The following is a 26,942-nucleotide window of genomic DNA, read 5'->3' as shown; positions in this document are numbered from 1 at the left end:
TGGCGCTGCTGCTCACCGACCGCTCCGGTGGGGGCGGCGGGCGCCGGGGCACCGCCCCCGACCTCGCCGAACTGCTCCCCCAGTGGCTGGCCGCCGCCAACGCCCACGGCTACCGGGCACCGGCCGAGCAGCTGCCCGCCCTGCTGGACGCGGCCCGCGCCCGGACGGATCTGCGTTCCCCGGTCCTGGCCCTGGGCGGGCCCCGGGCGCTGTGGCTGGCGCGGCTCAACCCGGACTGGCGGTTCGCGCTGCGCGGCCGGACCGACCGGGGCCCCGGTCTCCCGGCGGCCGGCCAGGACGGCCGGTCCGGCGCGGCGGGAACGGCAGCGGACGCGGCGGGCGGCGCGGACGGCACGGACCGGGCCGCCGTCCGGCGGCTGTGGGAGGAGGGCCTGTTCGCCGAGCGGTCCGCGCTGCTGGTGTCGCTGCGGCGGCACGATCCGGCGGCGGCCCGTGAGCTGCTGGCCGGCACCTGGCCCACGGAGCGGGCCGAGGACCGGCTGATGTTCCTCGACACCCTGCGCGAGGGCCTGTCGCCGGACGACGAGGAGTTCCTGGAGCAGGCGCTGACCGACCGCAGCCGCACGGTCCGGGCCACCGCCGCCGAACTGCTCTCCGCGCTGCCCGCCTCCGCGCTCGCCGCGCGGATGGCGGTCCGGGCCCGGGCCTGTGTCGCCCCGGACCACACCGGCGGAGCGGTCCGGCTGGCGGTCGAGGCGCCGTACGAGTGCGACGCGGGCATGCAGCGCGACGGTGTGGCGCCCAGGCCGCCCGCCGGGCGGGGCGAGCGGTCGTGGTGGCTGTCCCAGGTGGTGGAGGCCGCTCCGCTGGACACCTGGGCCGGGCACCTGGGCGGCCGTACGCCCGCCGAGATCACGGCCCTGCCGGTCGCCGACGACTGGGAGCAGGAGCTGCACGCGGCCTGGGCCCGGGCCGCCGTGCGCCAGCGGGACGCCGCGTGGGCGCGTGCCCTGCTGGGGAAGCCGTCCGCCCCGATGGCGACGGTGCCCGGCGATCCGGCCAAGCTGCTGACCGTGCTGCCCGCGCGGGAGCGGGCGGAGTGGGCGGCGGAGTTCATAGCCGCCCACGGCCTGTCCGAGGCGTTCCGGGTGCTGGGGGTCTGCGCGGTTCCCTGGGCCGAGCCGCTGGGGCGCGCGGTGGTGGACGCCCTGGAGATCGCCCGGGACGCGGGCAGCTACCCGTGGAGCTTCAGCGGGGTGATGGGGCTGGCCGAGCGCTGTCTGGACCCGGCGCAGGCCGACCGGCTCGCCCCGCTGACCGCCGTCCCGGACGAGCCGGAGGACGGCTCACCGGGCGCGGGCGGCTACTGGGCGGAGGCGTTCCAGCGGCTGGTGGCCACACTCCGGCTCCGCGCCACGATGCTCGGGGAGCTCGAGCCGGGCCGGGGCCCGGAAGAGGGTCCGGGGGAGGAAGGGGAGGGAGAGGGGACGGCTCAGGCCGCCACCGACCCCACATGAGAGCGGACCCACTCCACCACCTTGCCGGTGGGGGCGCCGGGCGTGAAGATCTCGGCGACGCCCTGGGCCTTGAGCGGGGGGATGTCGTCCTCGGGGATGATGCCGCCGCCGAAGACCTTGATGTCCTCCGCGTCACGCTCGCGCAGCAGCTCCAGCACCTTGGCGAAGAGCGTGTTGTGCGCACCGGAGAGGATGGACATGCCGATCGCGTCGGCGTCCTCCTGGATCGCGGTGTCCACGATCTGCTCGGGCGTCTGGTGCAGGCCGGTGTAGATGACCTCCATACCTGCGTCGCGCAGTGCCCGCGCGATCACCTTGGCGCCGCGGTCGTGGCCGTCGAGCCCCGGCTTGGCGATGACCACGCGGATCGGACCCGACACACCCATGACTGCCTCCCATGACGACTGCGGTCCGGCTCGCCCGACCGACCGCTTCGGGCGGGTCCGGCACGTTCCGGCAAGCGGTACTGGTGAACGAACGTTATCGCCAGCATCGCGTACCCGTCCGTTTCACCGTAAGGAGGGAGGGGGAAATCACATCCGGGACTTCCCGGCGGCGTCCCTCCGGGCCCGTCCCGCCGGGCGCCGCGACCGGGCATCGCGGACGTACGGCCCGGCCGGGCGCGCGGAGAAACCGAGAACGCCGAGAACGCCGAGAACACAGTGACCGCAGAGCCGCACCATCACCGCGCCACAGCCGCCGCGGCGCCGCACCACGCGCCGGTGCGGCGGTCCCGGCCCGGTGTCCGTTCAATATCAGATTGACGTCCGGCCCGCATCATGGCCGCCCGGAGGGGCACACGGACGGATATGTCCGGTGTGCGCCACCAGGGGAGGTTGTCGGCCGTGAAGGTGATGAAGGCGCTGCCCCTGGTCTCCGGAGCGCTCTCCGGGATCTTCTCCGGCGCGCTGCCGCTGTCGCTGGTGCCCCTGGCGCCGCGCGGGCTGCGGGCCGCGGCGCTGGAGGCGGCCTTCCTGGCGGGGCGCACCCTGCTCTACCCGGTCGGCATGGCCCAGGAGCGGTACGTCCCGGCGCGGGTGACGGAGGAGGACGGCTGCCGCGGCACCGCGGGCCGGATCCCCCGGAGCCGGGCGGGCCGGGACCACCCGCCCGTACTGCTGCTGCACGGCTTCATCGACAACCGTTCGGTGTTCACCCTGCTGCGGCGCTCCCTGGCGCGCAACGGCTGGCGCGACATCTGCGCGCTCAACTACTCCCCGCTGACCCGTGACATCCGGCATGCCGCCGAGCGGCTGGCGGAGTGCGTCGAGGAGATCTGCGAGGGCACCGGCCGGAGCCGGATCGACGTGGTCGGGCACAGCATGGGCGGCCTGATCGCCCGCTACTACATCCAGCGCATGGGCGGCGACGCCCGGATCCGCACCCTGGTGACCCTCGGCACCCCGCACTCCGGCACCCGGGTCGCGCCGCTGGCGTCGGCGCACCCCATCGTGCGCCAACTCCGCCCGGACTCCGAGGTGATCGAGGAACTGGCCCGGCCCGCACCGGGCTGCCGCACCCGCTTCGTGGCCTTCTGGAGCGATCTGGACCAGCTGATGGATCCGGTGGAGACCGCCCGCATCGACCACCCGGATCTGGACGTCTGCAACGTACGGGTGCGCGGCCTGGGGCATCTGGCGCTCCCCGCGCACTGGGAGGTGGCCGCCGACATCAGGGAGAAGCTGACCACCGGAGCGCGGCCGGGACGGCCGGCCGAGGGCTCCGCCGGGGCGGCCTGACGAGCGGAGTGGCCTGACGGGCGGGGCGGCCCGGCGGACCCGGCCCGGGAGCCCTCCGGCGAGGGGCCGCGCACCCGGGACCGCGGCACGCCGGAACACCGCGGGCAGCGGAACCGGAATCCCGGACGACGACGGGCGGGACCGGGGCCGGCGGGCCCCCGAGACGGGTCCACGACTCCACCAGATTCGAACAACATTCGAACCTCAGACCAAGTACTGGTATGCAGTCCGCCGAAAGACGGCCGTATGCCCGTTTCCGTGCCCCGGAAAACCTGTTGAAGATTGTCGCCGTCGCATACCCCCGGGTACAGTCGCCGCACTGCTCCGCCCCTGTTGTCGAGGCGAAAGTGAAGTTGGTGGTGAACGACCGTCACCCGTCGGGAGTTTCAACCCCGGCCGACCCCGCTGCCGACTCCTCCTACGGTCCCTACGGCTCCCCCTACGAGCCCTGTGAGACCTACGGGCAGTCGCCGTACGGCGACCACGGGCAGCAGGACACCTCGTACGGCTACGCCACCGGCACCTTCGGCACCCCCGTGAGCGCCTACGGTGACAGCGACCCCCTCTTCGGCCCCCTCCCGGGCGACACGCCCGCGGCGCCCACCGCCTGCGGCACCGGACACGGCGGCTCCTGGTACACCGCCACCGGTTACGACGCCCACGCCGACCACTCCGGCACCGCCTCCTGGGCCTCCGTTCCGGCCCAGGCCACCGCCTCCCCGGAGATGTCCGGCCAGTCCTGGCCGGACACCGGCTACGGCACCGGCTCCTACGGCGGGGAGCCCTACGGAGCGCCGGGTGCCCCCACCGACGGGACCTGGGACGCCGGCACCGGCCGGTACCCCGGGTACGACGGCCACACCGACCCCCTCGCCACCGGCTGGGACGACCTCGCGGACCGGCCCGAGGACCGTGCCGGGCACCCGGTCCCCCACGAGCACGGGCACGACTACGCACAGGCCGGGTACGAGCAGTCCGGATACGACTCGCCGGACACGGCCGGCGCGGCCGGCTTCCCCGGCGGGACCGACGGGGCGGAAGCCGAGCACGGCACCCCACACGGCCCGGACCGTCCGAAGGCCCTCGACGGCCACGAGGACGCCGGCGCCGAGGACACCACCGCCGAAGGCGAGGACGTCGGCGACGGCCCCGCCGGGCCGCGGGGCTCCAGGAGGGCGGAGCGGCCCGGACCGCCGGCCCCGCGCGCCGCGGGCTCGCGCCGCCGCCGTTCCGCGCGGCCGAAGCGTTCCGCGCTGCTGACCGTCGCCGTGCCGTCCGCGTGCGTCATGGGGGTGACGGCCGTGGCCGCCGCCTCCGTCAGCGATGTCGGCGAGGCCGACGACAACACCGCCCAGGCCGCCGCCGACGCCACCTCCGTCAAGTCCACCGCGGCCAACCGGAAGCTCGACACCCAGCTCGCCAGCCTCTCCGACGAGGCCGAGAACTTCGCCGGCCGCGCCAGCCGCACCCAGGAGCGCATCGACCTCAAGCAGCGCCAGGAGCTCGAGCGCAAACGCAAGGCGGAGGAGGCGGCACGCAAGGAGGCCATGCGGCCCAAGTTCGCGCTCCCGGTCGCCCAGCACGGGCTGAGCGCCTACTACGGGCAGGCGGGCCTCAACTGGATGTCGGTGCACACCGGCATCGACTTCCCCGTCAGTTACGGCACCCCCGTGCGGGCCGCGACCGACGGCATGGTCCGCACCCAGTTCGACGGCTCCTACGGCAACATGGTGATAGTGACCGCCCCCGACGGGACCGAGACCTGGTACTGCCATCTGAGCAGCACCCGCATCCGCTCGGGCGCCGTGAAGGCGGGTGACGTCATCGCCTACTCCGGCAACTCCGGCAACTCGACCGGTCCGCACCTGCACTTCGAGGTGCGGCCGGGCGGCGGTTCGGCCATCGACCCGCTGGCCTGGCTCCGCTCCAAGGGCCTGGACCCGACCTGACCCGCCCCGACCCGCCCGTACGGGGCCCGGCGGTCCGGGACCCGTACGGCTCGGGGGCCGCCCCCGGCGGCCCCCTCGGCGGACTCCCGGCCGCCGCTCAGCCGCTCGGCCGCTCGCTCAGAGCTTCTCCACCGGCGCGTAGCGCAGCAGCAGCCGCTTCGGCCGCTCGTCGCCGAAGTCGATCGTCGCCTCGGCGTTGTCCCCGCTGCCCTTGACGGCCACCACCCGGCCGAGCCCGAAGGTGTCGTGCGTGACCCGGTCCCCGACCTCCAGGGACACGGCCGCCCGCTCCTTCGCCCGGCCCGTGGCGAAGCCGCTCGGACCGGGCCGCCGGGCGGCGGCCGTCGCGTCCGACACGGCCGAGGCCGCCGCCGCCAGCATGGACGTCGCCGACGCCCCCCGGCCGGCACCGCCGCGCCCGGACGCCCCGGCCGTACCGCCCGTGCGCTTCCACCGCAGGTACCGCTCCGGGATCTCCTCCAGGAAACGGGAGGGCGGGTTGTAGGAGGGCTGGCCCCAGGCGCTGCGCATGGCCGAGCGCGTGAGGTAGAGCCGCTCCCGGGCCCGGGTGATGCCGACGTACGCCAGCCGCCGCTCCTCCTCCAGTTCCTTGGTCTTGCCGAGGGTGCGCAGGTGCGGGAAGACGCCGTCCTCCATCCCGGTCAGGAAGACGACCGGGAACTCCAGGCCCTTGGCGGTGTGCAGGGTCATCAGCGTGACGACCCCGCCGTTCTCGGCATCCTCGTCCGGGATCTGGTCGGAGTCGGCGACCAGCGCCACCTGCTCCAGGAAGTCCGCGAGCGTGCCGGGGTTCTCCGCGCCGCGCTCCTGCTCGAACTCCAGCGCCACGGCGGCGAGCTCCTGGAGGTTCTCCACCCGGGTCTCGTCCTGCGGGTCGCTGGACGCCTGGAGCTCGGCGAGGTAGCCGGTGCGCTCCAGGACGGCCTCCAGCACGGTCGCCGGCCCGGCGCCGGACTCCACGACCGTCCGCAGGTCCTCCAGGAGGGCGTTGAAGCGCTTGACGGCGTTGGCCGAGCGGGCCGCCATGCCGTACGCCTCGTCGACGCGGCGCAGCGCCTGCGGGAAGGTGATCTTCTCGCGCAGCGCCAGGGCCTCGATCATCGCCTCGGCCCGGTCCCCGATGCCGCGCTTGGGCACGTTGAGGATGCGGCGCAGCGGCACCGAGTCCTCGGGATTGGCCAGCACCCGCAGGTACGCCAGGATGTCGCGGACCTCCCTGCGCTCGTAGAAGCGCACCCCGCCCACGACCCGGTACGGCAGCCCGACGCGGATGAAGACCTCCTCGAAGACCCGGGACTGCGCGTTGGTGCGGTAGAAGACGGCGACGTCGCCCGGCTTCGCCGTCCCGGCGTCCGTCAGCCGGTCGATCTCCTCGGCGACGAACTGCGCCTCGTCGTGCTCGGTGTCGGCCACGTAGCCGGTGATGGTCTCGCCCGCGCCGGCGGCGGTCCACAGGTTCTTCGGGCGGCGGTTCTCGTTCCGCTCGATGACGGCGTTGGCGGCGGAGAGGATGGTCTGCGTGGAGCGGTAGTTCTGCTCCAGCAGGATGGTGGTGGCGTCCGGGTAGTCCTCCTCGAACTGGAGGATGTTGCGGATGGTGGCGCCGCGGAAGGCGTAGATCGACTGGTCCGCGTCACCGACCACGCACAGCTCGGCGCGCCCCTCACCGGGACCGCCGCTCCCGTCGCTCTCCCCGTCCACCCCGACCAGTTCCCTGATCAGGGTGTACTGGGCGTGGTTGGTGTCCTGGTACTCGTCGACCAGGACGTGCCGGAAGCGGCGGCGGTAGTGCTCGGCGACGTCGGGGAACGCCTGGAGCAGGTGGACCGTCGTCATGATGAGGTCGTCGAAGTCCAGGGCGTTGGCCTCGCGCAGCCGCGACTGGTACAGCGCGTACGCCTCGGCCAGCGTCTTCTCGAAACCGTCGGCAGCCTGCCCCGCGAAGTCCTCCTCGTCGATCAGCTCGTTCTTCAGGTTCGAGACCTTGGCGCTGAACGACTTGGGCGGGAAGCGCTTGGGGTCCAGGTCCAGGTCACGGCAGACCAGCGCCATCAGCCGCCGGGCGTCGGCGGCGTCGTAGATGGAGAAGCTGGAGGTGAAGCCCAGCTTCTTGCTCTCGCGGCGCAGGATGCGCACACACGCGCTGTGGAAGGTGGAGACCCACATCGCCTGGGCGCGCGGGCCGACGAGCTGCTCGACGCGCTCCTTCATCTCGCCCGCGGCCTTGTTGGTGAAGGTGATCGCGAGGATCTGCCCGGGGTGCACGCCGCGCGCGCCCAGCAGATGGGCGATGCGGTGGGTGAGCACCCGGGTCTTGCCGGAGCCGGCGCCCGCCACGATCAGCAGGGGCGAGCCGGTGTGCGTCACGGCCGCGCGCTGCTGCTCGTTCAGCCCCTCCAGCAGTGCCTCCGGGGCGACGACGGGCCGGGGTGCGCCGTTGCGGTAGTGGGCGTCGCGGGCCGCGCCGTCCGCGAAGGTGCCCGCGAAGAGATCCTCCGGGACGTCCTCGTCCGGGGGCGCGGGCGTCTCCTCGGGGCCGGGCGGCGGCTCCTCGTCCCCGGGAGGGTCGAGGTCGGCCAGGAAGCTGTCGTCGAAGAGGCTGCTCATCGTCGAAGAGTCTAGGCCGCCGGACCGTCCGTGCGGCGGGCGCTCCCGCACACGCCCCGCACATGCCCGGCCGGGACGGCCGCTTCTAGGATGGCCGTCATGACCGACGCCTCCGCCCACTCCGGCGATCCCGTACCGCGCCCGCGCCCGGACGCGGAGCTGCGCGCCTCCCACGACGACCGGGAGGCGGTGGCCGAGCGGCTGCGCGAGGCGGCCGGTGACGGCCGGATCGACCTGGCGGAGCTGGAGGAGCGGCTGGAGAAGGCGTTCGCCGCGAAGACCTACGGCGAACTGGAGCCGCTGACCGCGGACCTGCCCGGCGCCGGAGGAGGCCCGGTGGCCGGTCCGGAGGAGCCGGTCGTGCTCAGGTCGAACATCGGGGAGCTGCGGCACACCGGTCACTGGGTGGTGCCCCGTCACCTCGTCGTCAGGACCAGGCTGGGCGGCGCCCGGATCGACTTCACGGCGGCGGAGTGCCGCCACCGCGAGGTGCTGCTGGAGCTCGACGCGGGGATGGGCGACGTCACGGTCATCGTGCCGCGCGGCTGGTCGGTGCAGACCCATGAGGTGACGGTCGCGCTGGGCCACGTGCGGAACCGCGCCAACGGGGTGCCCGAGCCGGGTGCGCCGACGCTGCGGGTCACGGGCCGGGCCGGAGGCGGGACGGTGACGGTGCGCCACCCGTTCCGCTGGCCCGGCCGCCGCTCCTCGCGCGGCTGATCCGGTATCCCTCCTCGTCCCTCCTCCCGAGCCCCGCGCCACCGGTGTTGCCGGAGCGGCCGGCGCGTACCACACTTGAGGGCGAAAGGCGCAAAAACCGCGAAACCACAGAAAAAGGGGCATGGCGCGAGCGCGGCTCCCCGCACCCTCCTGTGCCCCCGTCCCGCCCCACGAGCGGCAGAGGGGCAGACCCGTGGACAACACCGACAACACCGGTACCGCCGACAGGCAGGTGAAGATCTTCCTCTCCGAGGAGGAGGGGGACCCCGAGGAACTGCAGGAGCTGGCCGGCCGGCTCCGCCGGGAGCTGCTGCGGCTCGACGTGGCCGATGTGCGCCCGCTGCCGGGCGCGGCCCCGCCACCGGGGGCCCGGGCCTTCGACGTGGTCGAGGCCGGGGCGATGCTGGTGACGCTGGGCGAGTCGGCCACGATGCTGCGCGACCTCGTCACCGTGGTCCGCGGCTGGCGGCACCGGGAGAGCCAGACCGGCCCGTCCGTACGGGTGGAGGCGGACGGCAACGTCCTGGAGATCACCGACGCCTCACCGGACCAGCTCGCGAGCACGCTGGAGGTCTTCCTCGGCCACCGCTCCCCCGCCGGTCCCGACGCGGACGACCGGTCCACACCCGCACCACCGGCCTCCCGGGCGGAGCCGTGAGCGCCTCCCGGTCCGGTTCCCGGCCCGCCGCGCGTTCGGCCCTGGTCGTCGCCAACGACGACTACCGGGACGAGGGACTGCGCGGCCTGCTGTCGCCGTCGGAGGACGCCGTGGCGCTCGCCGGGGTCCTCGGCGACCCGCGGATCGGCGGTTTCGACGTGCGGGTGGTGCGCAACGAGCCCTCGCACTCGATCTCGATGCACATCGAGGACTTCTTCGCCGACCGCAAGCCGGGCGACTCGCTGGTCCTGCACTTCTCCGGCCACGGCCTGAAGAACGCCTCCGGGGACCTGTTCTTCGCCGCCCCCAACACCATCCCCCAGCGGCTGGCCTCCACGGCGGTGGCCGCGGACTTCGTACGGCGCTGCATGGCGGCCTGCCGGGCCCGCAGCATCGTGCTCTTCCTCGACTGCTGCTACGGCGGCGCCTTCTCCCAGGGCATGGGCGTACGCGCGGCCGGGGACGTGAACGTGCTCGACGCCTTCGGCGGCGAGAAGCTGGGCGGCGGACGCGGCTGGGCGGTGATCACCGCGTCCAACTCCATGGAGTACGCCTTCGAGGGCACCGAGCTGACCGAGGGCGGGAAGCCGAGGCCGTCGGTGTTCACCAGCGCGCTGGTGGGCGGCCTGTCCACCGGCGAGGCCGATCTGGACGAGGACGGCCGGGTCTCGCTCAACGAGCTCTACGAGTACGTCTTCGACCGGGTCCGCGAGCGCAACCCCCACCAGACGCCCAGCCGGACCGTGGACCTGCAGGGCGAGGTCTACATCGCCCGCAGCGGACGGCGGAGGATCCGCGCGGCACCGCTGCCGGAGGATCTGCGCACGGCGGTGAGCAGCGAGAACGCCTACACCCGGCGCGGGGCGATCGCCGAGTTGCGGTTCCGCATGGAGAACCCCGACCTGGCGGTCGCGGCGGGCGCCCGGGAGGCACTGGCCGCACTGGCCCGCAACGACATCAGGTCCATCGCCGACGAGGCCGGCCGCGCGCTGGCCGAGGTCGCGCCGAACCCCTCCCCGGCGGTGCTCGACTTCGGCCGGGTGCCGCAGCACTCCCCCGCGCCCCACCGGACGGTCGGCCTGCCGGGACCGCCGCTGGCGCGCAGTTGCACGCCGCATCCCAAGGAGAGCTGGATCCATGTGACGGACGGCGCGGACGGACACGACGGCGCCGGCGGCGACAGCGGGAGCGGCGGGGAGGACGGGACCGTCCCCGCCGACCGGCTGGACGTCTCGGTGGACACCTCCCGGCCGGGCCCGCTGGACGGGACCCTCTCCCTGAAGGGGATCACCGGCGAGGCGGCGGTCCGGGTCCGGGCCGAGGTGGTCCCCGCGCCCACCGGACGGGGGCGGGCTCCCGCTCCGCCGCCGGCCCCGGCGCAGGCGCAGGGGCAGGGGCGGTCCGGGGCACCGGCCGCGGCACGGACCCCCGCACCGCCCGCGCAGACGCCTCCGTCCGCACCGCAGCCGATCACCCCGTCCGCATCCGTCACACCGCCCGGACCGTCCGCCCCGGCGCACTCCGGCGCCACCGCGCACGCCCGCCCCGTCCACTCCGCCCACCACCCCGGTGCGCCGCCCGGCGGTCCGCCGGCGGTACGGCGGCTCCTGCTGCCGGTGGGCGCCCTGCTGGCGTGCCTGGTGTCCGCGGTGTTCGCCGGGCAGGCCATCGCCTCCGTGGTGCGTGCCGCGCGGAACATCTCGGCGGCGATGAACCCGGCCTACGGCCGGGGCACGGGGTTCCGCTGGGCGCTGGACAGGGAACTGGACACCACCCTGTCCCTCCTGACCGCCCGCGGGGTGGGCGCCCTGCTGCTGGCCGTCCTCGCCCTGGTCCTGGCCCGCCTGGCCCGGAACGTGCTCCGCGCGACCCCGCCCGGGGAGCGGGCCGGCGGGAAGCGGACGGCGGCGACCGCCCTCACCGCACTGGCACGGGTGTCCGCCGTCCTGCTGACACTGTGCGCCGCCCTGCTCCTGATCGCCCGGTCGGTCGCCGGCGTCCTCGGCTGAACCCCGAAACCGCCGATAACGGACCGATAACGAACGGGTTTCGGGATATAACGAACACCGGCCTTCACAGCGGCCCCACAGGTGTCCTACGGTGCAGCGTCAGGCGGCCCGGCCTCCTCAGCCGGCGACAACGCCGGCACGGGCCGCCTCCGCCGAATCCGGCCGCGCGCTCCCGCGCGGCCGGAGCCGGGAACCCATGTGACGGCGGGGTGGACCGGGTCCTTCACGGCCCGTGGGCGGCCTTCCGATGTCCGCACCCCGCCGGAGCCGCCCGGCCGCCGCGCGGCGGCCGGGCGGCCGGTCCCGGCGGGCGGCCCCACGGAAGGAGCACCGCCTTGGCCGCGCACCGCAAGCCCCGTCCCCCTCTCCTGCGGGCCCCCGCCTCCCGGGGCGGAGCGGTCGGGATCACCACGGCGGCGGTGGCGTCCCTCACGATCCTCGCCCAGAGCGCCGCCCAGGCGACCCCCGAGGACGACGGACCGTCGGCCAGACCGTCGGTCGAGGAGGTCCGAAAGCGGGTGGACACGCTGTACCGCGAGGCGGGCGGCGCCACCCAGAAGTACAACGCGGCCAAGGAGAAGGCCGACAAGCAGCGCAGGAAGGTCGACCGGCTGCTCGACGAGGCCGCCGAACGCGCGGACCGGCTCAACGACGCACGGCGCGAACTGGGCGGCTACGCCACCGCCCAGTACCGCACCGGCGGGGTCTCCGGCACCGCCGTCCTGCTGCTCTCCTCCGACCCGCAGACCTTCTTCCAGCAGCAGCATCTGCTGGAGCGGATGACGGACCGCCAGCGGCAGGCCGTCGAGGACTACCGGGACCAGCGGCGGACGGCCGACCGCAAGCGCACGGAGGCGGCCGGTGAGCTGGACCGGCTGGCCGAGTCGCAGAGGAAGCTCTCGGCCACCAAGAAGACCGTCCAGGGGAAACTGGCCGAGGCCCGGAAACTGCTGGCGAAGCTGACCGCCGAGGAGCGGGCGCGACTGGCGGAACAGGAGCGCCGGCGGCAGGAGGAGGCACGCCGCAAGGCGGCGGCGGCCGCGGCCGAGCGCAAGAAGCAGCAGGAGCGGGCCGAACGGGCCGAACGCGCGAAGCAGACGGCCCCGCGGCAGACGGACACCGGAACGAGCACCGGCACGAGCACCGGCACGAGCACGGAGACCGGCACCGGCGGCACGTACGCCGCCAAGGCGGCGAAGGTCATCGCCTTCGCCGAGGCCCAGCTGGGCAAGCCGTACGTCTGGGGCGCCACCGGCCCCAACTCCTACGACTGCTCGGGGCTGACCGGGGCCGCCTGGCGCGCGGCGGGCATCTCCCTGCCGCGCACCACCTGGGACCAGGTGAAGACCGGCACGAAGGTGGAGAAGTCCCGGATGCAGCCGGGCGATCTGGTCTTCTTCTACGACGACATCAGCCATGTCGGCATCTACGCCGGCGGCGGCCAGATGATCCACGCGCCGAAGCCCGGCGCCCAGGTGCGCTACGAGTCGGTGGACCACATGCCCTTCCACAGCGCTGTCCGCCCGGCCTGACGGACAGGCCCGGCGGACCGGCGCGGAACGACGGCGCGGGACGGCGGGAGAACGTCACCACATGGTGGCGATGAGGATGTTGGCGATGGTCAGCAGGCCGACGGTGCCGAAGAGCGGGGCGGGGACCTTCTCCTCGTCCCGCTTGACGTAGACCAGGACGAGGATCACCACCAGCACGGCCAGCTTGACGGCGATCTTGACGTTGTTGACCGCCTGGTCGTCCATCTCGTTGAACCCCACCAGGAGCACACCGGTCACCAGCATGGTGAGGGCCCCGTGGAGCATCGCCGGGACGATGCGGGCCTCGCCCGCGCCCATGGCCTTCATCTGGGTCATGAAGCCGCCGAGCAGGGCGCCGATCCCGATGATGTGCAGGGCGACGAAGAAATTGATGAGTGCCTCCATGGCACGCGAGCGTATCCGGGACCGCTTCCCGCCCTCACGGCCAGGTCTCCGGTCACGCCCCGCCCCACCGCCCTCCTCCCCCTCTCCCTTCGCCCCTCTCCGGCCACCTGTTGCCCATGCGCTGAGGAATGTAGTATCTCTTATACATGAGCGAGCAGGTACACAATAGGCTGGCCATGGTGCGCGCGGAGCGGAAGGTCTCCCGGCAGCACCTGGCGGAGGCGGTCGGCGCCCACTACCAGACCATCGGCTACATCGAGCGCGGCGAGTACAACCCGAGCCTGCACCTGGCACTGCGGATCGCCGCCTTCTTCCGGCTGCCGGTGGAGGCGCTGTTCTCGCTGGAGCCGTTCCGCCCGCTCACCGACGAGGTATACGGGAGGAAGCAGACATGAGGACCGCGACCGACTACGACCGGCGCATGCTGCGCCTGATGAACGATCCGCGGCACCGGCACCTCCACGCCACCCGGGCCCGGCGCCGCGCGCTCGTCGCCGCGCACGTCGTCCTGACGGCCGCCGCGTCGGCGGCGCTCGTGCTCACCCCGGTGCACGGCTGGGCGGGGATCGCGGCGCTCCTCCCCCTGATCCTGGCGTGGTGCCTGGTCACCGGGCTGCTCAACTCCGCCACCCGCGGGCTGCTGGAGCTGCGCGCCCGGGTGCTGGACGAGCGGCAGCGCGCCGACCGCGGGCAGGCCTTCGTCCTCGCGCACCGGACCTCCCTCGCCCTCCAGCTGGCCGTGCTGCTCTGGCTGTTCCTCATCCACGACTCCGCATCCGGGGAGACGGAGGTCTCCGTCACCACCCTGACCGGAATCCTGCTCGCGCTGCTGGTGGCGCACTGGCTGCTGCCGCTGTGGGCCGCGGCCCTGTCCGCCCGGGACGAACCGGCGGACGACGAACCGCTGGAGGCCCGGAACACCTGAGACGCCCGGAGCACCCGAGAGGGCCGGCGGGGAGCCGGATCCGATCCGGTGGAACGGCTGACGGGCGGCCCCCGCCCCCCCTCACTCGTTCGGGTGAGAAGAGAGGCGGCGCCCCACCGGACCGGCCACCGGATCACCGACGGACCGCCGCTGGCCCCGCCGCCGGAGCGTTCCCCGCCGCCCGGTGCCCGCCGGCCGGACGGCGGTGCCGTGCCCCGCCCCGGGTAGGGCACAATGCCGACCCACTGCCAGTGTGTCGGCGGCTCGGGGAGAGCCGGGGAGAGGTGGGGAGAGCGGTGGCCGTGGACACGGCGCGGGACGGGACGGCGGGCACGCCGGGAGGACCGGGGCGACCGGGCGGTACGGCGGCCGGACACACCGGCGGCTGCGCCTGCTCCGACTGCCCGCACGGCGTCCGGACGGGCCGGCGCCGCGCGCTGGCCGAGTTCCGGCGGCGGCGCGACGAGCTGGCGGCGGGCGAGGGGGTGCCGCCCGCGCTGGCCCACTCCTCCGGCGCGTCCCGCCAGTGGGTTTCCGACGAACTGCTCCAGGCGGCCCACACCGTCGCCGAGCGCACCCGCGCCGAGCAGGGCCTCCGGCTGCGCGGGCGGTGGTGGCGGACCGCCGCCGCGGTCTGGGGCGCGGTCGCCGTGCTGGCGGCCGTACAGACGCTCACCGCCTTGTCCGGCGCGGGCTGGACCACCGCGCGGACGGCCGGGCTGCTGGCCGCGCTGGTCACCGCCGTGGCACTGACCGCCGCCGCCCGGCTGCACCGGGCCCGCGGCGGGGCGCTGGCACCGCTGACCGGCGAGGACAACCGGCTGTCCACCTCCCGTACGGTCGCCGCCGCCTGGGTGCTGCTGTCCGGCTACGCCGTGCTGGTGCTCGCCGTGGAGCTGGCCGCCGCCTCCGGCGCGGACGCGCGGCGCCGGCTGCTGTCGGGCCTGGATCTCGCGCACGCCGCCGGGCTGCTGACGGTCCTGGCCCTGACCTGCGCGGTGGCCGTCACCGTACGGCGGACGGTGGCCCTGCGGGTACGGGCCCAGCGGCTGCAGAAGGTGCGCGCCGACCGGCCGCGCGCCGCCGACCTGCTCACCGACGACAGCGGCCACGGCTCCTTCACGGACGTGCAGTACGTGCTGGTGAGCGGGGTGGCGCTGGTCTTCGCGGCGGTACGGCTGGCCCGCCGGCCCGGCGAGCTGCCGGACCTGCCCTGGGGGCTGGCGCTGCTGGTGGCGGTCTCGGCGCTGACGTACCTGGCCGGGAAGTACGCCGAGGGCGGCCGTCCGGTGGTGCTGTCGGTCGTCCGCTCCCGCGAGGCGGGCGATCTGGACGCGCCGATCCGCACCGGCGACGACATCGAGATCCGCGGTTCGGGCTTCGTACCGCCGGGAGCCGAGGCACCGGACCGGCTGGCGCGCACGACGGTCCGCATCGGCGCCGTCCACGTCCACGTCCCGCTGGTCCCGGTCGTCGGGGGCTTCGCCAACCCGGCCGACACCGTGCTGACCGTCCCGGTGCCGGTGGACGTCGAGCCCGGCCGGGTCGAGGTGCAGGTGATCACCGCGGCGGGTGCCGAGACCAACCGCTACACCGTCGAGGTCCAGGACTGAGCGCCCCCGCCCGCACCCCCCTCGTTTGAACGCCCCGCGCCCCGGTTCCGTAGTGCAGGACAGGGACTTTCCGCGGCGGGAGCGGGGAGAATCCGGGGACGGACCGTGGGGCCGGCACCGGACACGGGTGAGAAGGGGTGGGTGCGGATGTCTCTGCCGGATCGCGCGAGAGGCCGCGGCACACCGTCCTGGGCGGGGACGGACGACCACGGGGCGGAGGAGAAGCCGGCTGGCCTGCGGGAGAGGGCCGCCCGCCACGCGCTGCTGCCACTGCGCCTGTTCCTCGGCGTGACCTTCCTCTACGCCGGGCTCGACAAGATGACCGACCCCGACTTCCTCTCCACCGGGGGCCCCGGCTCCCTGGGCGACCTGCTCGGCAGCATCCAGGGGGCCGCCGCGCCCTGGATGCTCGACCTGGCCCAGCAGGACCCGGTGGCCTTCGGCTACGCCATCGCCCTCGGCGAGACCGCCGTCGGCCTGGGCGCCCTGGCCGGACTGTGGACCCGGCTGGCGGCGCTCGGCGGCGCGCTGATCTCGCTGAGCTTCTGGCTGACGATCAGCTGGAACGTCGGTCCCTACTACTACAGCCAGGACGCGGCGTACCTGGCGGCCTGGACCCCGCTGCTGCTGGCGGGGGCCCCGACGCTCTCCCTGGACGCGTACCTGGCGGCCCGCCGGGCCCGCAACGGGCACGGGCACGGCGGGCCGCGGCACCGGTCCTCCGGCTAGGGTCCGTCACAAGAGCGGATCCCGGTGGTGAACGGCCGTGCACCGTGGAGCGCGGCGAGTCGGCGAGCGGCTGCGACCGGTGCCTTCACCAGCGGCGCGGGACCGGTGTCAGCGGTGGCTCAGCACGTTGATCACCCGACCGTCGGGATCGCGGACGAAGAACCGCCGCACCCCCCACTCCTCGTCCTGCAAGGGGTGCACGATCTCCGCGCCGCTGTCCCGCATGACCGCGTAGGCGGCGTCCACGTCGTCCACCTCCACGCTCATGTCCGGCGTGACCGGCGCGGTCCGGTCGGCGGTCATGAGGCTGACCTGGGCCGCCGGAGTGGACGGCGAGGCGAGCGTCGTGATCCAGCCGAGGTCCATGACCTCCTCGAAGCCCAGCAGGTCGTAGAACTCCCGGTTCCTCTGCGCGGCGTCCGTCCGGAGGACGGGCACGACACGGCGAACAGCCATCGACGACTCCAAGTGGGCAGCGGTGTCTCTCGGGACTCCCCAGGAGTACTACGGCACACCCGTCTCCGCACCCGCTTTCGCGACAGACCCGGCGTCCGGCCCCGCGGCGGTCGCCGGGCGGGGGCGTCACGGCGCGTGTCCGCCGTCCGCACCGCCCCGGCGGGCGCGGGCCGCGCACCGGGCGAAGTACGTGCCGGCCCGCGCCATCCCGGCCAGCAGCAGCGCGGCGGGGACCAGCGACAGCAGGACGGGCAGCGGGACGTCCCACCGGCCGGTCGCCGCCAGGACGTACACCGGGGCGAGGACCAGCAGCGCCAGACCGAGCAGCAGCCGGGCCGGTTCGAAGGCGTGCCGCCTCACCGCGCGTCCTCCGCCGGACGCTCCTCGGCCGGACGCTCCTCGGCCGGGCGCTCCTCGGCCGGGCTCTCCTCCGCCGGGCTCTCCGCCGGCCCGGGGCGCTGCACGACGACGGCCTCGCCCACCCCGACGTGCACCCGCAGCACCAGTGTGCCGACCGGCCCGGCACCGACGGCCGGGGGCAGGGTGCGCCGTTCGCTCATCCCGACGCCGCCGCCGTGTCCCGAGTCCCGGTCGCCGGCGGCTCCGGGCCGCCCTTCCAGCCGCCAGCCGCCGACCCCGGCCTCGAGGGTCACCTCGACCACCACACCGTCGGGCACGATCACCCGCGCCTCGCCGACACCCACGTCCAGGGTGGTGCGCACGGTGCGGTCCGCCGCGAAGTCCACACCCGACAGGTCGAGGACGGCCCGGCCGCCGCCCAGGTGGTACCGCTCCTCGATCCGGTCGGCCGCCACCGGGCGCCAGGTCGTCTCGGACCACTCGGTGGTGATGTCCTTCGGCAGCACCAGCGCCCCGGCCAGCAGCGCCCCGGTGCACACGATCGTGAAGACGGTGCCGCCGCCGACCCGCCCGTAGAAGGCGCTGACCGCCGTGCCCAGCCCCAGGACGCCCAGCGCGCAGGCGAAGCCGACGGCCAGCACGGTGCCCAGCGGCCGGCCGGGCCAGGCGATCGCCGTGCCGGCGACGGCGGCGGCCAGCGCGAGCAGGAACAGCACACCGCCCAGGGAACGCTCACGCGGCGGGGCGGCGGAGGCGGCCCGGGCCGCGCCGGTTCCGTCACCGGCACCGCCGCCGGGCACGTCCCCGGCCCGCGGCCCGTGGGAGTACGCCTTCCGGGACGGCTCGTCCTCCGGGCCCCACAGATAACCGGTGTCGTACGGCCGGCCCGGCTCCCCGTCCTTGGTCAGCGGCTCCCGCCACCACGAGGGCCCGGCCGGGACGGGCGGGGCCTTCGTCTCGGGCGGCGCGTCCGCGACGACCTGCGCCGCCACCGGGTCCGCCGGTCCGTCCCCGTCCTCGGTCACGGCGGCGGCGCGGCGGCGCTGCCGCGACCAGTGGGCGGCGGCGGCCACCGCTCCGGCGAGCATCAGGGAGAACACCTGGGTGTCGTCGCCCCGGCCCATGGCGGCCAGGAACAGTCCGCTGCCGACGAGCGCGCACAGCAGGGCGCTCAGCGCGGTGCCCTCCACCCGGCCCGACAGCAGCCGCCGCGCCTCGTTCTCGTCCTCCCCCTCCAGCGGGACGAACAGCCAGGCGAAACCGTAGAAGAGCAGACCGAGTCCGCTGACGACCGAAAGCACCACGAGCGACACCCGGAAGACGACCGGGTCGAGGTCGTAGTGGCGGCCCAGGCCGCCGCACACCCCGGAGACGACCTTGTGCCGCCGGCTGCGGACCAGCCGCGGCCTCGTCCCGGACCCTGCCGTGGGATCCGCCGCGGGTGCCGCCCCCGGCGCGCTCCCCGGCGCGCTCTCCGTCGCGGTCTGGCCGCCGGGCGGCTGGGCGTCTTTCATGGCTCCCATGGTGACGTGCCCGCGGCCGGGCGGGCATCGGGGAGCGTCCCGGAGACTTCCCTGAGTTCTCCGGGGCGGTTCAGGGCCCGACCCTGATGTCCGCGCGGCGTGTTCGTGTGACGATCGTGCCATGTCCGCCACCACCCCTTCCCCCGCCGTCGAGTCGCCGCCGCAGCGCAGGCTCTACCGCAGCGCCGAGGGGCGGCTGCTCGGCGGTGTGGCGCGCGGGCTGGCCGGGCACCTGGGGGTGCCGGTCCTGTGGGTGCGGATCGTCTTCCTGGCCCTGTTCATGGCCCACGGCCTGGGCATCGCGGTGTACGCCGCCTTCTGGTTCGTCGTACCGCTGGGGACGGGCGGGGTGGACGCCCCCCGGAACATCCCCGGGAGCACCGCCCGGGAGGCCGGGCCGGGGGACGGCGGCCGCGGCGGCCGGTGGCGGTTCCTGCGCAGACCCGACAAGGGGCAGCTCCTCGCCCTGCTGGTCCTGCTGGTCGGGGCGGCGGCGCTGGGCGGCGACCTCCAGTTCGGCCGGGCCAACGCCTATGTGTGGCCGCTGGTGCTGGTCGGCGTCGGCGTCGCCGTGGTCTGGCGGCAGGCGGACGACTCGCGGCGCGCCCACTGGGCGGAGATCGGCCGCCGGCGGCGGCTGCTGCCCATCGCGCGCAGCGCGGCCGGGGCGCTCCTGGTCGGCCTGGGGATCACCGGCTTCGCCGTCACCCGGGGCCTGGGCCCGCATCTGGGCATGGTGCTCCAGGCCTCGCTGGCCGTCCTGGTGGGCATCGCGCTGCTGGCGGGCCCGTACCTGGTCCGGCTGGTGCAGGACCTGTCGGAGGAGCGCCTGATGCGCATCCGCGCCCAGGAGCGGGCCGAGGTGGCCGCCCACGTCCACGACTCCGTCCTGCACACCCTCACCCTGATCCAGCGCAACGCCGGCGACCCGCGCGAGGTGGCCCGGCTCGCCCGCGCCCAGGAGCGCGAACTGCGTGCCTGGCTCTACCGCCCGGCCGGCACCGGCAGGGACGAGGAGGAGGACGCCCCGGACACCCTGGCCGAGGCCGTGCGGAAGACCGCGGCCGAGGTGGAGGACCACCACGGGGTGCCGGTGGAGGTGGTGTGCGTCGGCGACTGCCCGCTGGACGAGCGGCTGGCCGCACAGCTCCAGGCCGCCAGGGAGGCGATGGTCAACGCCGCCAAGTACGGTGGCGAGGACGGCCCGGTGCAGGTCTTCGCGGAGGTCGAGGGGCGTACGGTCTTCGTCTCCGTACGGGACCACGGCCCCGGCTTCGACCTGGACGCGGTGCCCGCGGACCGGATGGGCGTGCGGGAGTCCATCATCGGCCGGATGCGGCGCAACGGCGGCACGGCCGTCCTGCGCGCCGCGCCGGACGGGGGCACGGTGGTGGAGCTGGAGACGGAGCGGGTGGAGGAGCAGTGACGGTGAGCGGTCTGACGAGGGGTGCGGCATGACGGAGCGGACGGCAGACACGGAGCGGGACACCGCCGGGCGCCGGGCCCGGGTCGTCCTCGTCGACGACCACCGGATGTTCCGCACGGGCGTCCGGGCGGAGATCGGCCGGACGGAGGAGACCGGCGTGGAGGTGGTCGGCGAGGCCCCCGACGTGGACCAGGCCGTCTCCGTCATCGCCGCGACCCGGCCCGACGTCGTCCTGCTGGACGTCCATCTGCCGGGCGGCGGCGGGGTGGAGGTGCTGCGGCGCAGCGCAGCGCTGCTGTCCGACCCGGAGCGGCCGGTGCGCTTCCTGGCCCTGTCGGTCTCGGATGCCGCCGAGGACGTCATCGGCGTCATCCGCGGCGGCGCCCGCGGTTACGTCACCAAGACGATCACCGGGACCGATCTGGTGAACGCGGTCTTCCGGGTCGCGGACGGCGACGCGGTGTTCTCGCCCCGGCTGGCGGGCTTCGTGCTGGACGCCTTCGCCTCCACCGACGCCCCGCCGGTCGACGAGGACCTGGACCGCCTCACCCAGCGCGAGCGCGAGGTGCTGCGGCTGATCGCCCGCGGCTACGCGTACAAGGAGATCGCCAAGCAGCTGTTCATCTCGGTGAAGACGGTCGAGAGCCATGTCTCGGCGGTGCTGCGCAAGCTCCAGCTCTCCAACCGCCACGAGCTCACCCGCTGGGCGACGGCCCGCCGCCTGGTCTGACACCGGGCCGCACGCCCCGGCCCCACGGCCGCGGTACGGGGTCCCCGTACCGCGGCCGCCGTACGCCCGCGCGCCCCCCTTCCGCCGCTCCTCCCCTCCCCGCTCCCCGGCTTCCCAACTCTTTCCGGCTCCGGAGCAACCTCCGACTCCCCTACGCCATCAGCCAGTTCGGAAGGGCTGTCGAGGATCCGCCGCGCCCCCGCCCCGTCCCCCCGGGGAGGCGCCCGGCGGACGGCACCCGGCGGGGGGGCCGGTCGAACCGGCCCGCCCGCCCCTCCGTAGGTGACGAAGACAACCCCGCACCACCGGCGTACCACCGGCACACCGCCACCCCCACAGGAGCACCCCACAATGGCCCTTCAGCAGCTGCTGACCACGGTGCAGTACCCACTGGACCTGGTCTGCGTCTTCGCCGCCGCGCTGTCCGGGGCGGTCCTCGCCACCCGGAAGGACTTCGACCTGTTCGGCACGCTGGTGCTGGCCGAGGCGGCGGGCCTGGGCGGGGGCCTGTTCCGGGACCTGGTCATCGGGGTCAAGCCGATCGCGTTCACCGACCCGGGCTTCTGGCTGGCGCCTCTGGCGGCCACCGTCGTCGTCTACTTCAGCACGCCCATCCAGCACAGCCCGAAGGCCTGCGACGTCTTCGACGCGGTGGCGCTGGGTGTGCTCAGCGTCACCGGCACGATCAAGGGCCTGGCGTTCGGTTTCGCCCCGGTGGCCGCGATGGCGCTCGGCATGGCCACCGCCGTCGGCGGCGGCATGATCGCCAACGTGCTGGCCCGGGAGGTCCCGCCGGTGCTGCGCTGGGACCGGGACCTGTACTCCCTGCCCGCCCTGCTCGGCGGCGGGGCCACCCTGGGCCTGTACGCCGCCGGGCTGCTGAACGTATCCACCGCGGTCGGCGCCACCGTCCTCGCCGTGACCGTGCGGCTGGCCGCCATCCACTACGGGTGGCGCACCCCGCGCTCGCGGCTGGCCAAGCGATCGGTCCGGCCCGCCGCGTCCCCGCACCCGGCACCGGCCGTCCCCGCCCCGGTCTCCTACCCCTCCCCCTCGCCCCTGGGGCAGACCCTCCCGCGCCCGCGGTTCTCCCCCGAGGACACCGTCCAGCTGCGCCTGCCCCGGGACGTGGTGCCGCTGCGCCCGCGCAGACCGCGCCGGGACCCCCGGGCCGACTGGTCCCACCGGGCGCTCTGACCCGCCCTCTTCGACCGGGAGCAGGAGTCCTCCGGCACCCGCTCCCGGTTCGCGCTGCCGGACCAGGTACCACTGGCCCGACCGGGTGGGGTGACACTCTCTCCACCTGCACGGTTCCCTTCGGTTACCAATCTCCGTTGCGGGTAACCACATCCCCGGACGTACCGTGCGGGCATGACCGCACCCACAGCGTCCACTCCCACCGCCCCCGCCACCACCCGCGCGATCGCCGCCCTCGCCCCCGGAGACGTCGACGCCGAGTCCTCCTTCGCCGAGGTGGAGATCGAGGTCGGCCCGCCCGGCCCTCACGACCTGCTCGTCGAGGTCCGCGCCGTCTCCGTCAACCCGGTGGACTTCAAGGTCCGCTCCGGCTTCGACCCGGCCGAGGCGCCCAAGGTGCTGGGCTACGACGCCGCCGGGGTCGTCGTGGCCACCGGGGCGGAGGTGACGGCCTTCTCCACCGGCGACGAGGTCTACTACGCGGGCTCCATCGCCCGCACCGGCGCCAACGCCGGCCTCCACCTGGTCGATGAGCGGATCACCGGCCGCAAGCCCGCGTCCCTGGACTTCGCCCAGGCCGCCGCCGCGCCGCTGACCACCATCACCGCCTGGGAGACCCTCTTCGACAAGCTGCGCCTGACCAGGGAGAGCACCGGCACCCTGCTGGTCATGGGCGCCGCGGGCGGGGTGGGCTCCATGCTGGTCCAGCTCGCCCGGAAGCTCACCGGCGTCACCGTCATCGCGGCGGCCGGGCGCAAGGAGTCCGCCGAGTGGGCCGCGTCGATGGGCGCCCACCACACCGTGGACCGCCACCGGCTGAACGACGAGGTGCGCGCCCTGGCCCCGCGCGGCGTGGACTACGTCTTCTCGCCGTTCTCGGCGGGAATGGCGGAGACGTACGCCTCTCTGATGGCCGTCCACGGGCAGGTCGTGGCGATCGACGGGCCGGAGGGCCTGGACACCCTGCCCCTGAAGGCCCGCAGCCAGAGCTGGCACTGGGAACTGATGTTCACCCGCCCGCTGTTCGATCCGGAGAGCACCGCCCAGCGCGAGATCCTCGACGAGGCGGCCCGGCTGTTCGACGCGGGCGTGCTGAGGTCCACGCTCTCCCGGAAGCTCACCCCGGTCAGCCCGGAGAACCTGCGCGATGCGCACCGGGCCCTGGAGGGCTGGGGCATGATCGGCAAGATCGCCGTCGCGAACTCCTGACGCACCCCACCCCTGCCCCTTCGAGGGGGACGGTCATGGCCTCGCCCGCCCGGCCGTCCCCCTCCGCGCCGGGCAGGGTTCCCGCTGTGTCCTTCCCCGCGGTCAACGGACCGGGGTCACACCGTCACGGATCCGAGCAGGCCGTCGAGAACGACTTTCTCGGCGAGGTAGAAGACCAGACCGCACACGGGGGCGAGCACGGCGCACAGCCAGTACCGGGGCGCCCGGGCGCGTGCCAGGTAGACGGTCAGGAGAGCGGTGAGCAGTGCGCCGACGGCCAGGAAGACGGCCGCCTCTCCCCAGTAGTCGAGGCCCAGCCCCAGCCAGAGTCCCTCGCCCAGCACCACCATCGCGATGACGGCCCCGGCCACCGCCCGTGTCTGCCCCTGCCCGCGCCGTACCGTCCACCCGGCCCATCCCAGTAGCGGCCCTCCGGCCAGTCCCGCCACCGTCCACACGGCGGCGGTGCCCAGTCCCCCGGCCCCGAAGGTGTCCCCGAACGTGGACGCCGCGTAGTAGCCGCCGCAGGTGGTGAGCATCATCAGTGCCCCGCCCCGGACAGCGAGCGGCCGGGTGCGGATCAGCGCGCCGGCCGCGGCGGTCCAGACGATCCAGGCGGACACCGAGTTGGTCGCCCGCTCCAGCAGGGGTGTCGTCCCGTGCAGGGCGTATGTCGCCCAGCCGAGCAGCAGCCCGAAGGCCGCGGTCGCGGCGAGGACGGTGACGGGAGCGGCGAGGGTGTCGCGGCGCGACACGGTTGCGGTTGCCATGTCCGGCACTATACACGTGATGTATACACGGAATGTATAGATGGCGGGGGCCGCCCGCTCCGGCGCGGGACAGACCGGCCGGCCCGTTGCTCCCCGAGCAGTTCAGGGGCCTGGTCGGCCTGGAAGGATTCCCGTCACGCCGCCTCGGTCGTGAACCCGAAGCGATCGGGCGGAGGGCCGCCACTCGGGCCCGGGGGCACCGGTGGCAGCCGTATCAGCGACCGGTACCCCCGCCTCCGGCGGACGCCGCCCGAACCGGAGCGGCGGCAGCCTTCCACCGCGAGTGCCTACTGCCGGGCGAGTCCGGCCGGGTCGACGGTGACGGGGGGGCGGGGTGTCCAGGTGAGTGGTGGCGCCCGCGAGAGCGGTGATCCGCTCCACGTAGCGACCGCCCCGCAGTTCGCAGGCGACGAGCATCGGCGCCGGGTCGGACTCGAGCCGCCAGAAGCGCGGGATGGCGGCTTCGGCGCAGAGCACCGGCTTGAACTTCCGGTCCACGGTGCTGTTGCCGGGGGAGACCAGTTCGACCACGAGCCGCACCGCCTCGGCGTCCACGCTGACGCCGTCCTCGGCGGTCGCTTCGGCGTCGGTCGCCACCAGGTCGGGCACCACCAGGTCGGGCACCACCAGACCCGACGGCAGGACGACGTTGATCGCCTCCGGCACCTCGACCGGCGCGGCGGCCGCAGCGGCCGCCGCATGGAGGGCCACGGCGAGCCGGGGTGAGGCCCGCTGACGGCGAATGCCGGGTGCCGGGGACAGTACGAGGGACTCCCCCAGCAGCTCGTAGCGGGTGGTGCGGTCCCCGGGGAGGGCCAGGACATCCACGACGGCCCAGGGCCCGATGTGGCCGATCACAACGCCCATCCCCTCCCACCTCCTCGGCAGGCAGTACATCACCGGCATGCGGGCGCCCCGTCTGCCGACGCCGGGCTCCGCCCCCACCGGGCGACCTCTCGCACACCCGCACCCCGCCCGAGGCCCCCGTCAGGAGGTCAGCCGACCGACGGGCGGCGAGCGTTCCTCCGGCGCTCGGCGCGGATCTCCCCCACGGCCAGGGTGATCGCCGCCAGGTTCAGCGGGAAAGCCACGGTGCTGGCGAGGGCGGGCAGTTCGACGGCGCGCAGCAGGCTCGCCCCGAGGGCGAACAGGAAGAGCCCCAGGGGAAGGAAGCGCCGCCATGCCGGGATGTCCCGGATACGGGCGGCGGTCACGGTGCACCACAGGAGCACGCCGAAGACGGCGATCCCCACGAGGGCGACGATGTAGGGCACGGCCGGCCTCCATGGGGAATCCGGGTCTGCCGAGGACAGCAGCGGAGCATCCGTCGCGGCCTGCGGCCCGGCACCTCCCGAACCGGCCGCCGCGCGGTGGGCGCGAATCACCGCAGGTCGAGTTCGGCCCAGACCGTCTTGCCGACCGTGCGCGGGAGGACGCCCCAGCGCGCGGCGAGCGCGTCCACGATCACCATTCCCCGGCCGGACTTCTCGTCCCCGGACGGGCTTCCGACCTCCGGTCGGCGCTCACCGCGCGCGTCGCTGACCTCGATCCGCACCGCCGACGCCGTCAACGTCAGCCGCACCCGGAACAGCCGTCCACGCACGGAGCCGTGCAGCACCGCGTTGGCCGCCAACTCGCCGACCACCAGCGCCGCATCACCGGCGATCCCGGGATGACCCCACCCACTCACCAGCCGCGCGGCCCGGCTTCGCGCCAGGCCCACACTGCTGGGCACGGGGGTGTAGTCCAGCGCGTCTTCGTGAAGTACCGCCGCGGAAACACAAGGTCGAGGCAGAGCCATGGTGGGCGCACCTTCCTCACAGAGAGAGCGTCGCCATCGAACGACAGCGGGCCGATCCGGAGAGTGACCGACCAGGCACCGAAAGTACCGCCGGGGCACAGTTGGCATCAAGTCGAATGTGCAGAAATATTTCTCAACATTGGTTCCGGCTCACAGAGACATGGTTTGTAGGGTGGCTCGGTCACGCTGTAGGAAGGCAGACATGACGGACAGACGCGCAAGTCGTGGGGCGACTGTGTCCACAGTGCTGGGTCGCAGACTCGGCGGTGAGCTGCTGCGCATGCGTGAAGCCTGCGGCCTCAGACAGCCGCGTGCGGCGGAGGCACTCACCAGCTCCGTGGCGAAAGTCGCCAAGATGGAGCGTGGACTGGTCCCGATACGCGATCCGGATATCCGCGCCCTGTGCCACCTCTACGGGGTGCGCGACGAAGCCACCGTCGATCGGCTTCTCAAACTGGCCAAGGCCGACCGTGACCGCCGCAAGGCGAAGGGATGGTGGGACCAGTACCCCCAGCTCGAAGCCATGGCCGAGTACTTCGCGCTGGAGGAGATGGCTGTCCAGATCCGCGCTTGGGAGCTGTCCTTCGTCCCTGGACTCCTGCAGACATCGGACTACGCGCGGGCCCTGGCCGTCGGGAACCATGACTGGGACGACATCGAAGAGATCGAACCCTTCGTGGAAGCTCGGATGAGGAGACAGACTCGGCTCACAAGCGAACATCCCCTGCGCCTCTGGGCGATCATGCACGAGGCTGCCCTGCGACAACTCGTAGGCGGACGCGACGTCATGCGAGCTCAGCTAGGACGGCTGTTGGAGATGACAGAACTGCCCCATGTCCGCGTTCAGGTACTGCCCTACCGGGTGGGCGCACACCCCGGTATGACCAGCGCGTTCACCGTGCTGTCCTTCGGGGAGCCCGGAGCACTGGACGTTGTGCGCACCGACACGCTTGCCGTCAAACTCTGGTCGGAAAGCGAGCCCGATGCTCAGCGCCACCTCGACGTCTTCGATCGCATCGCCCGGCTGAGCCTGGCACAGCATGACTCCAACAAGCTGATCGACAACATCCGTAAGGGGCTGTAGT

Annotated in this window: 26 protein-coding genes; 16 read left to right on the top strand and 10 right to left on the bottom strand. The window is 74.1% G+C overall.

The features are described from left to right. Positions 1–1,478, top strand: a 1,478-nt coding sequence (locus V1L54_RS14710) for a DUF5691 domain-containing protein (protein ID WP_330118418.1), incomplete at its 5' end; no start/stop codon positions are given. On the opposite strand, the gene icmB is transcribed toward V1L54_RS14710, so the two are convergent. Continuing rightward, positions 1,454–1,864: a coenzyme B12-dependent isobutyryl CoA mutase small subunit gene (gene icmB, locus V1L54_RS14705; protein ID WP_330118417.1), complete on the bottom strand. Its 411-nt coding sequence runs from the start codon at positions 1,862–1,864 to the stop codon at positions 1,454–1,456. The genes V1L54_RS14710 and icmB overlap by 25 nt on opposite strands. Positions 1,865–2,332: 468 nt before the next feature. On the opposite strand from icmB, the gene V1L54_RS14700 reads away from it, so the two are divergent. Together V1L54_RS14700 and V1L54_RS14695 are read left to right on the top strand one after the other, a co-directional pair. Next, a complete protein-coding gene (locus V1L54_RS14700; protein ID WP_330118437.1) occupies positions 2,333–3,217 on the top strand; it encodes an esterase/lipase family protein in 885 nt (294 codons plus the stop codon). 359 nt (positions 3,218–3,576) lie between these two features. Further along, positions 3,577–5,166 carry a M23 family metallopeptidase gene (locus V1L54_RS14695; RefSeq protein ID WP_443076633.1) on the top strand — a complete coding sequence of 530 codons (1,590 nt, stop codon included), beginning with the start codon at positions 3,577–3,579 and terminating at the stop codon, positions 5,164–5,166. Between the two features lie 117 nt (positions 5,167–5,283). Here V1L54_RS14695 and pcrA read toward each other — a convergent pair whose 3' ends face one another. Then, complete coding sequence (gene pcrA / locus V1L54_RS14690; protein WP_330118415.1) at positions 5,284–7,794, bottom strand: DNA helicase PcrA; 2,511 nt, start codon at positions 7,792–7,794, stop codon at positions 5,284–5,286. Positions 7,795–7,893: 99 nt separating this feature from the next. On the opposite strand from pcrA, the gene V1L54_RS14685 reads away from it, so the two are divergent. From V1L54_RS14685 to V1L54_RS14670, 4 genes are all read left to right on the top strand, one after another. Next, a complete protein-coding gene (locus V1L54_RS14685) occupies positions 7,894–8,514 on the top strand; it encodes a DUF1707 SHOCT-like domain-containing protein (RefSeq protein ID WP_330118414.1) in 621 nt (206 codons plus the stop codon). A gap of 193 nt (positions 8,515–8,707) precedes the next feature. Beyond that, positions 8,708–9,172, top strand: coding sequence for an effector-associated constant component EACC1 (locus V1L54_RS14680; protein ID WP_330118413.1), 465 nt, complete (start codon positions 8,708–8,710; stop codon positions 9,170–9,172). Further along, complete coding sequence (locus V1L54_RS14675; protein ID WP_330118412.1) at positions 9,169–11,181, top strand: caspase family protein; 2,013 nt, start codon at positions 9,169–9,171, stop codon at positions 11,179–11,181. The genes V1L54_RS14680 and V1L54_RS14675 overlap by 4 nt, the downstream gene beginning before the upstream one ends. A gap of 335 nt (positions 11,182–11,516) precedes the next feature. Next, on the top strand, positions 11,517–12,713 hold the full coding sequence (locus V1L54_RS14670; protein WP_330118411.1) for a C40 family peptidase: 1,197 nt from the start codon (positions 11,517–11,519) through the stop codon (positions 12,711–12,713). Positions 12,714–12,767: 54 nt separating this feature from the next. Here the strand turns inward: V1L54_RS14670 and V1L54_RS14665 are convergent, their stop codons facing one another. Continuing rightward, a complete protein-coding gene (locus V1L54_RS14665) occupies positions 12,768–13,118 on the bottom strand; it encodes a hypothetical protein (protein WP_330118410.1) in 351 nt (116 codons plus the stop codon). 146 nt (positions 13,119–13,264) lie between these two features. Between V1L54_RS14665 and V1L54_RS14660 the strand changes: the two genes are divergently transcribed. The 4 genes from V1L54_RS14660 to V1L54_RS14645 all read left to right on the top strand — a co-directional run bounded on the left by V1L54_RS14660 (position 13,265) and on the right by V1L54_RS14645 (position 16,385). After that, positions 13,265–13,513 carry a helix-turn-helix transcriptional regulator gene (locus V1L54_RS14660; protein ID WP_330118409.1) on the top strand — a complete coding sequence of 83 codons (249 nt, stop codon included), beginning with the start codon at positions 13,265–13,267 and terminating at the stop codon, positions 13,511–13,513. Then, entirely contained in the window at positions 13,510–14,043 is a 534-nt protein-coding gene (locus V1L54_RS14655; protein WP_330118408.1) for a hypothetical protein, read from the top strand. The genes V1L54_RS14660 and V1L54_RS14655 overlap by 4 nt, the downstream gene beginning before the upstream one ends. Before the next feature lie 302 nt (positions 14,044–14,345). Next, positions 14,346–15,656 carry a hypothetical protein gene (locus tag V1L54_RS14650; RefSeq protein WP_443076632.1) on the top strand — a complete coding sequence of 437 codons (1,311 nt, stop codon included), beginning with the start codon at positions 14,346–14,348 and terminating at the stop codon, positions 15,654–15,656. 147 nt (positions 15,657–15,803) lie between these two features. After that, positions 15,804–16,385: a DoxX family protein gene (locus V1L54_RS14645; protein WP_330118406.1), complete on the top strand. Its 582-nt coding sequence runs from the start codon at positions 15,804–15,806 to the stop codon at positions 16,383–16,385. A gap of 108 nt (positions 16,386–16,493) precedes the next feature. Here V1L54_RS14645 and V1L54_RS14640 read toward each other — a convergent pair whose 3' ends face one another. The 3 genes from V1L54_RS14640 to V1L54_RS14630 form a co-directional block, all read right to left on the bottom strand. Next, complete coding sequence (locus V1L54_RS14640; protein ID WP_330118405.1) at positions 16,494–16,841, bottom strand: VOC family protein; 348 nt, start codon at positions 16,839–16,841, stop codon at positions 16,494–16,496. Between the two features lie 126 nt (positions 16,842–16,967). Beyond that, positions 16,968–17,201 (bottom strand): hypothetical protein, encoded by a 234-nt coding sequence (locus V1L54_RS14635; protein WP_330118404.1) that lies wholly within the window; start codon positions 17,199–17,201, stop codon positions 16,968–16,970. Next, positions 17,198–18,715 (bottom strand): PspC domain-containing protein, encoded by a 1,518-nt coding sequence (locus V1L54_RS14630; protein ID WP_330118403.1) that lies wholly within the window; start codon positions 18,713–18,715, stop codon positions 17,198–17,200. The genes V1L54_RS14635 and V1L54_RS14630 overlap by 4 nt, the downstream gene beginning before the upstream one ends. Before the next feature lie 130 nt (positions 18,716–18,845). On the opposite strand from V1L54_RS14630, the gene V1L54_RS14625 reads away from it, so the two are divergent. The 4 genes from V1L54_RS14625 (at position 18,846) to V1L54_RS14610 (ending at position 23,286) form a co-directional block, all read left to right on the top strand. Next, on the top strand, positions 18,846–20,150 hold the full coding sequence (locus V1L54_RS14625; RefSeq protein WP_330118402.1) for an ATP-binding protein: 1,305 nt from the start codon (positions 18,846–18,848) through the stop codon (positions 20,148–20,150). A gap of 28 nt (positions 20,151–20,178) precedes the next feature. Next, positions 20,179–20,880, top strand: coding sequence for a LuxR C-terminal-related transcriptional regulator (locus V1L54_RS14620; RefSeq protein ID WP_330118401.1), 702 nt, complete (start codon positions 20,179–20,181; stop codon positions 20,878–20,880). A gap of 351 nt (positions 20,881–21,231) precedes the next feature. Continuing rightward, complete coding sequence (locus V1L54_RS14615) at positions 21,232–22,077, top strand: trimeric intracellular cation channel family protein (protein WP_330118400.1); 846 nt, start codon at positions 21,232–21,234, stop codon at positions 22,075–22,077. A 174-nt stretch (positions 22,078–22,251) separates the two neighbouring features. After that, complete coding sequence (locus tag V1L54_RS14610; RefSeq protein WP_330118399.1) at positions 22,252–23,286, top strand: zinc-binding alcohol dehydrogenase family protein; 1,035 nt, start codon at positions 22,252–22,254, stop codon at positions 23,284–23,286. Positions 23,287–23,402: 116 nt separating this feature from the next. Here V1L54_RS14610 and V1L54_RS14605 read toward each other — a convergent pair whose 3' ends face one another. The 4 genes from V1L54_RS14605 to V1L54_RS14590 form a co-directional block, all read right to left on the bottom strand. Then, complete coding sequence (locus V1L54_RS14605; RefSeq protein WP_330118398.1) at positions 23,403–24,056, bottom strand: DUF6518 family protein; 654 nt, start codon at positions 24,054–24,056, stop codon at positions 23,403–23,405. Between the two features lie 102 nt (positions 24,057–24,158). Further along, a complete protein-coding gene (locus V1L54_RS14600; protein ID WP_330118397.1) occupies positions 24,159–24,923 on the bottom strand; it encodes a Uma2 family endonuclease in 765 nt (254 codons plus the stop codon). A 128-nt stretch (positions 24,924–25,051) separates the two neighbouring features. Continuing rightward, positions 25,052–25,330: a hypothetical protein gene (locus tag V1L54_RS14595; protein WP_330118396.1), complete on the bottom strand. Its 279-nt coding sequence runs from the start codon at positions 25,328–25,330 to the stop codon at positions 25,052–25,054. Positions 25,331–25,437: 107 nt separating this feature from the next. Further along, positions 25,438–25,857 carry an ATP-binding protein gene (locus V1L54_RS14590; RefSeq protein ID WP_330118395.1) on the bottom strand — a complete coding sequence of 140 codons (420 nt, stop codon included), beginning with the start codon at positions 25,855–25,857 and terminating at the stop codon, positions 25,438–25,440. A 202-nt stretch (positions 25,858–26,059) separates the two neighbouring features. Here V1L54_RS14590 and V1L54_RS14585 point away from each other — a divergent pair, with 202 nt between their 5' ends. After that, complete coding sequence (locus V1L54_RS14585) at positions 26,060–26,941, top strand: helix-turn-helix domain-containing protein (RefSeq protein ID WP_330118394.1); 882 nt, start codon at positions 26,060–26,062, stop codon at positions 26,939–26,941. Position 26,942: the final 1 nt, after the last annotated feature.

Source organism: Streptomyces rubellus, from assembly GCF_036323805.1.
Lineage (GTDB): Bacteria > Actinomycetota > Actinomycetes > Streptomycetales > Streptomycetaceae > Streptomyces.
Note: the sequence above shows the minus strand (reverse complement) of the source record. Positions and strands in the feature narration are given on the sequence as shown.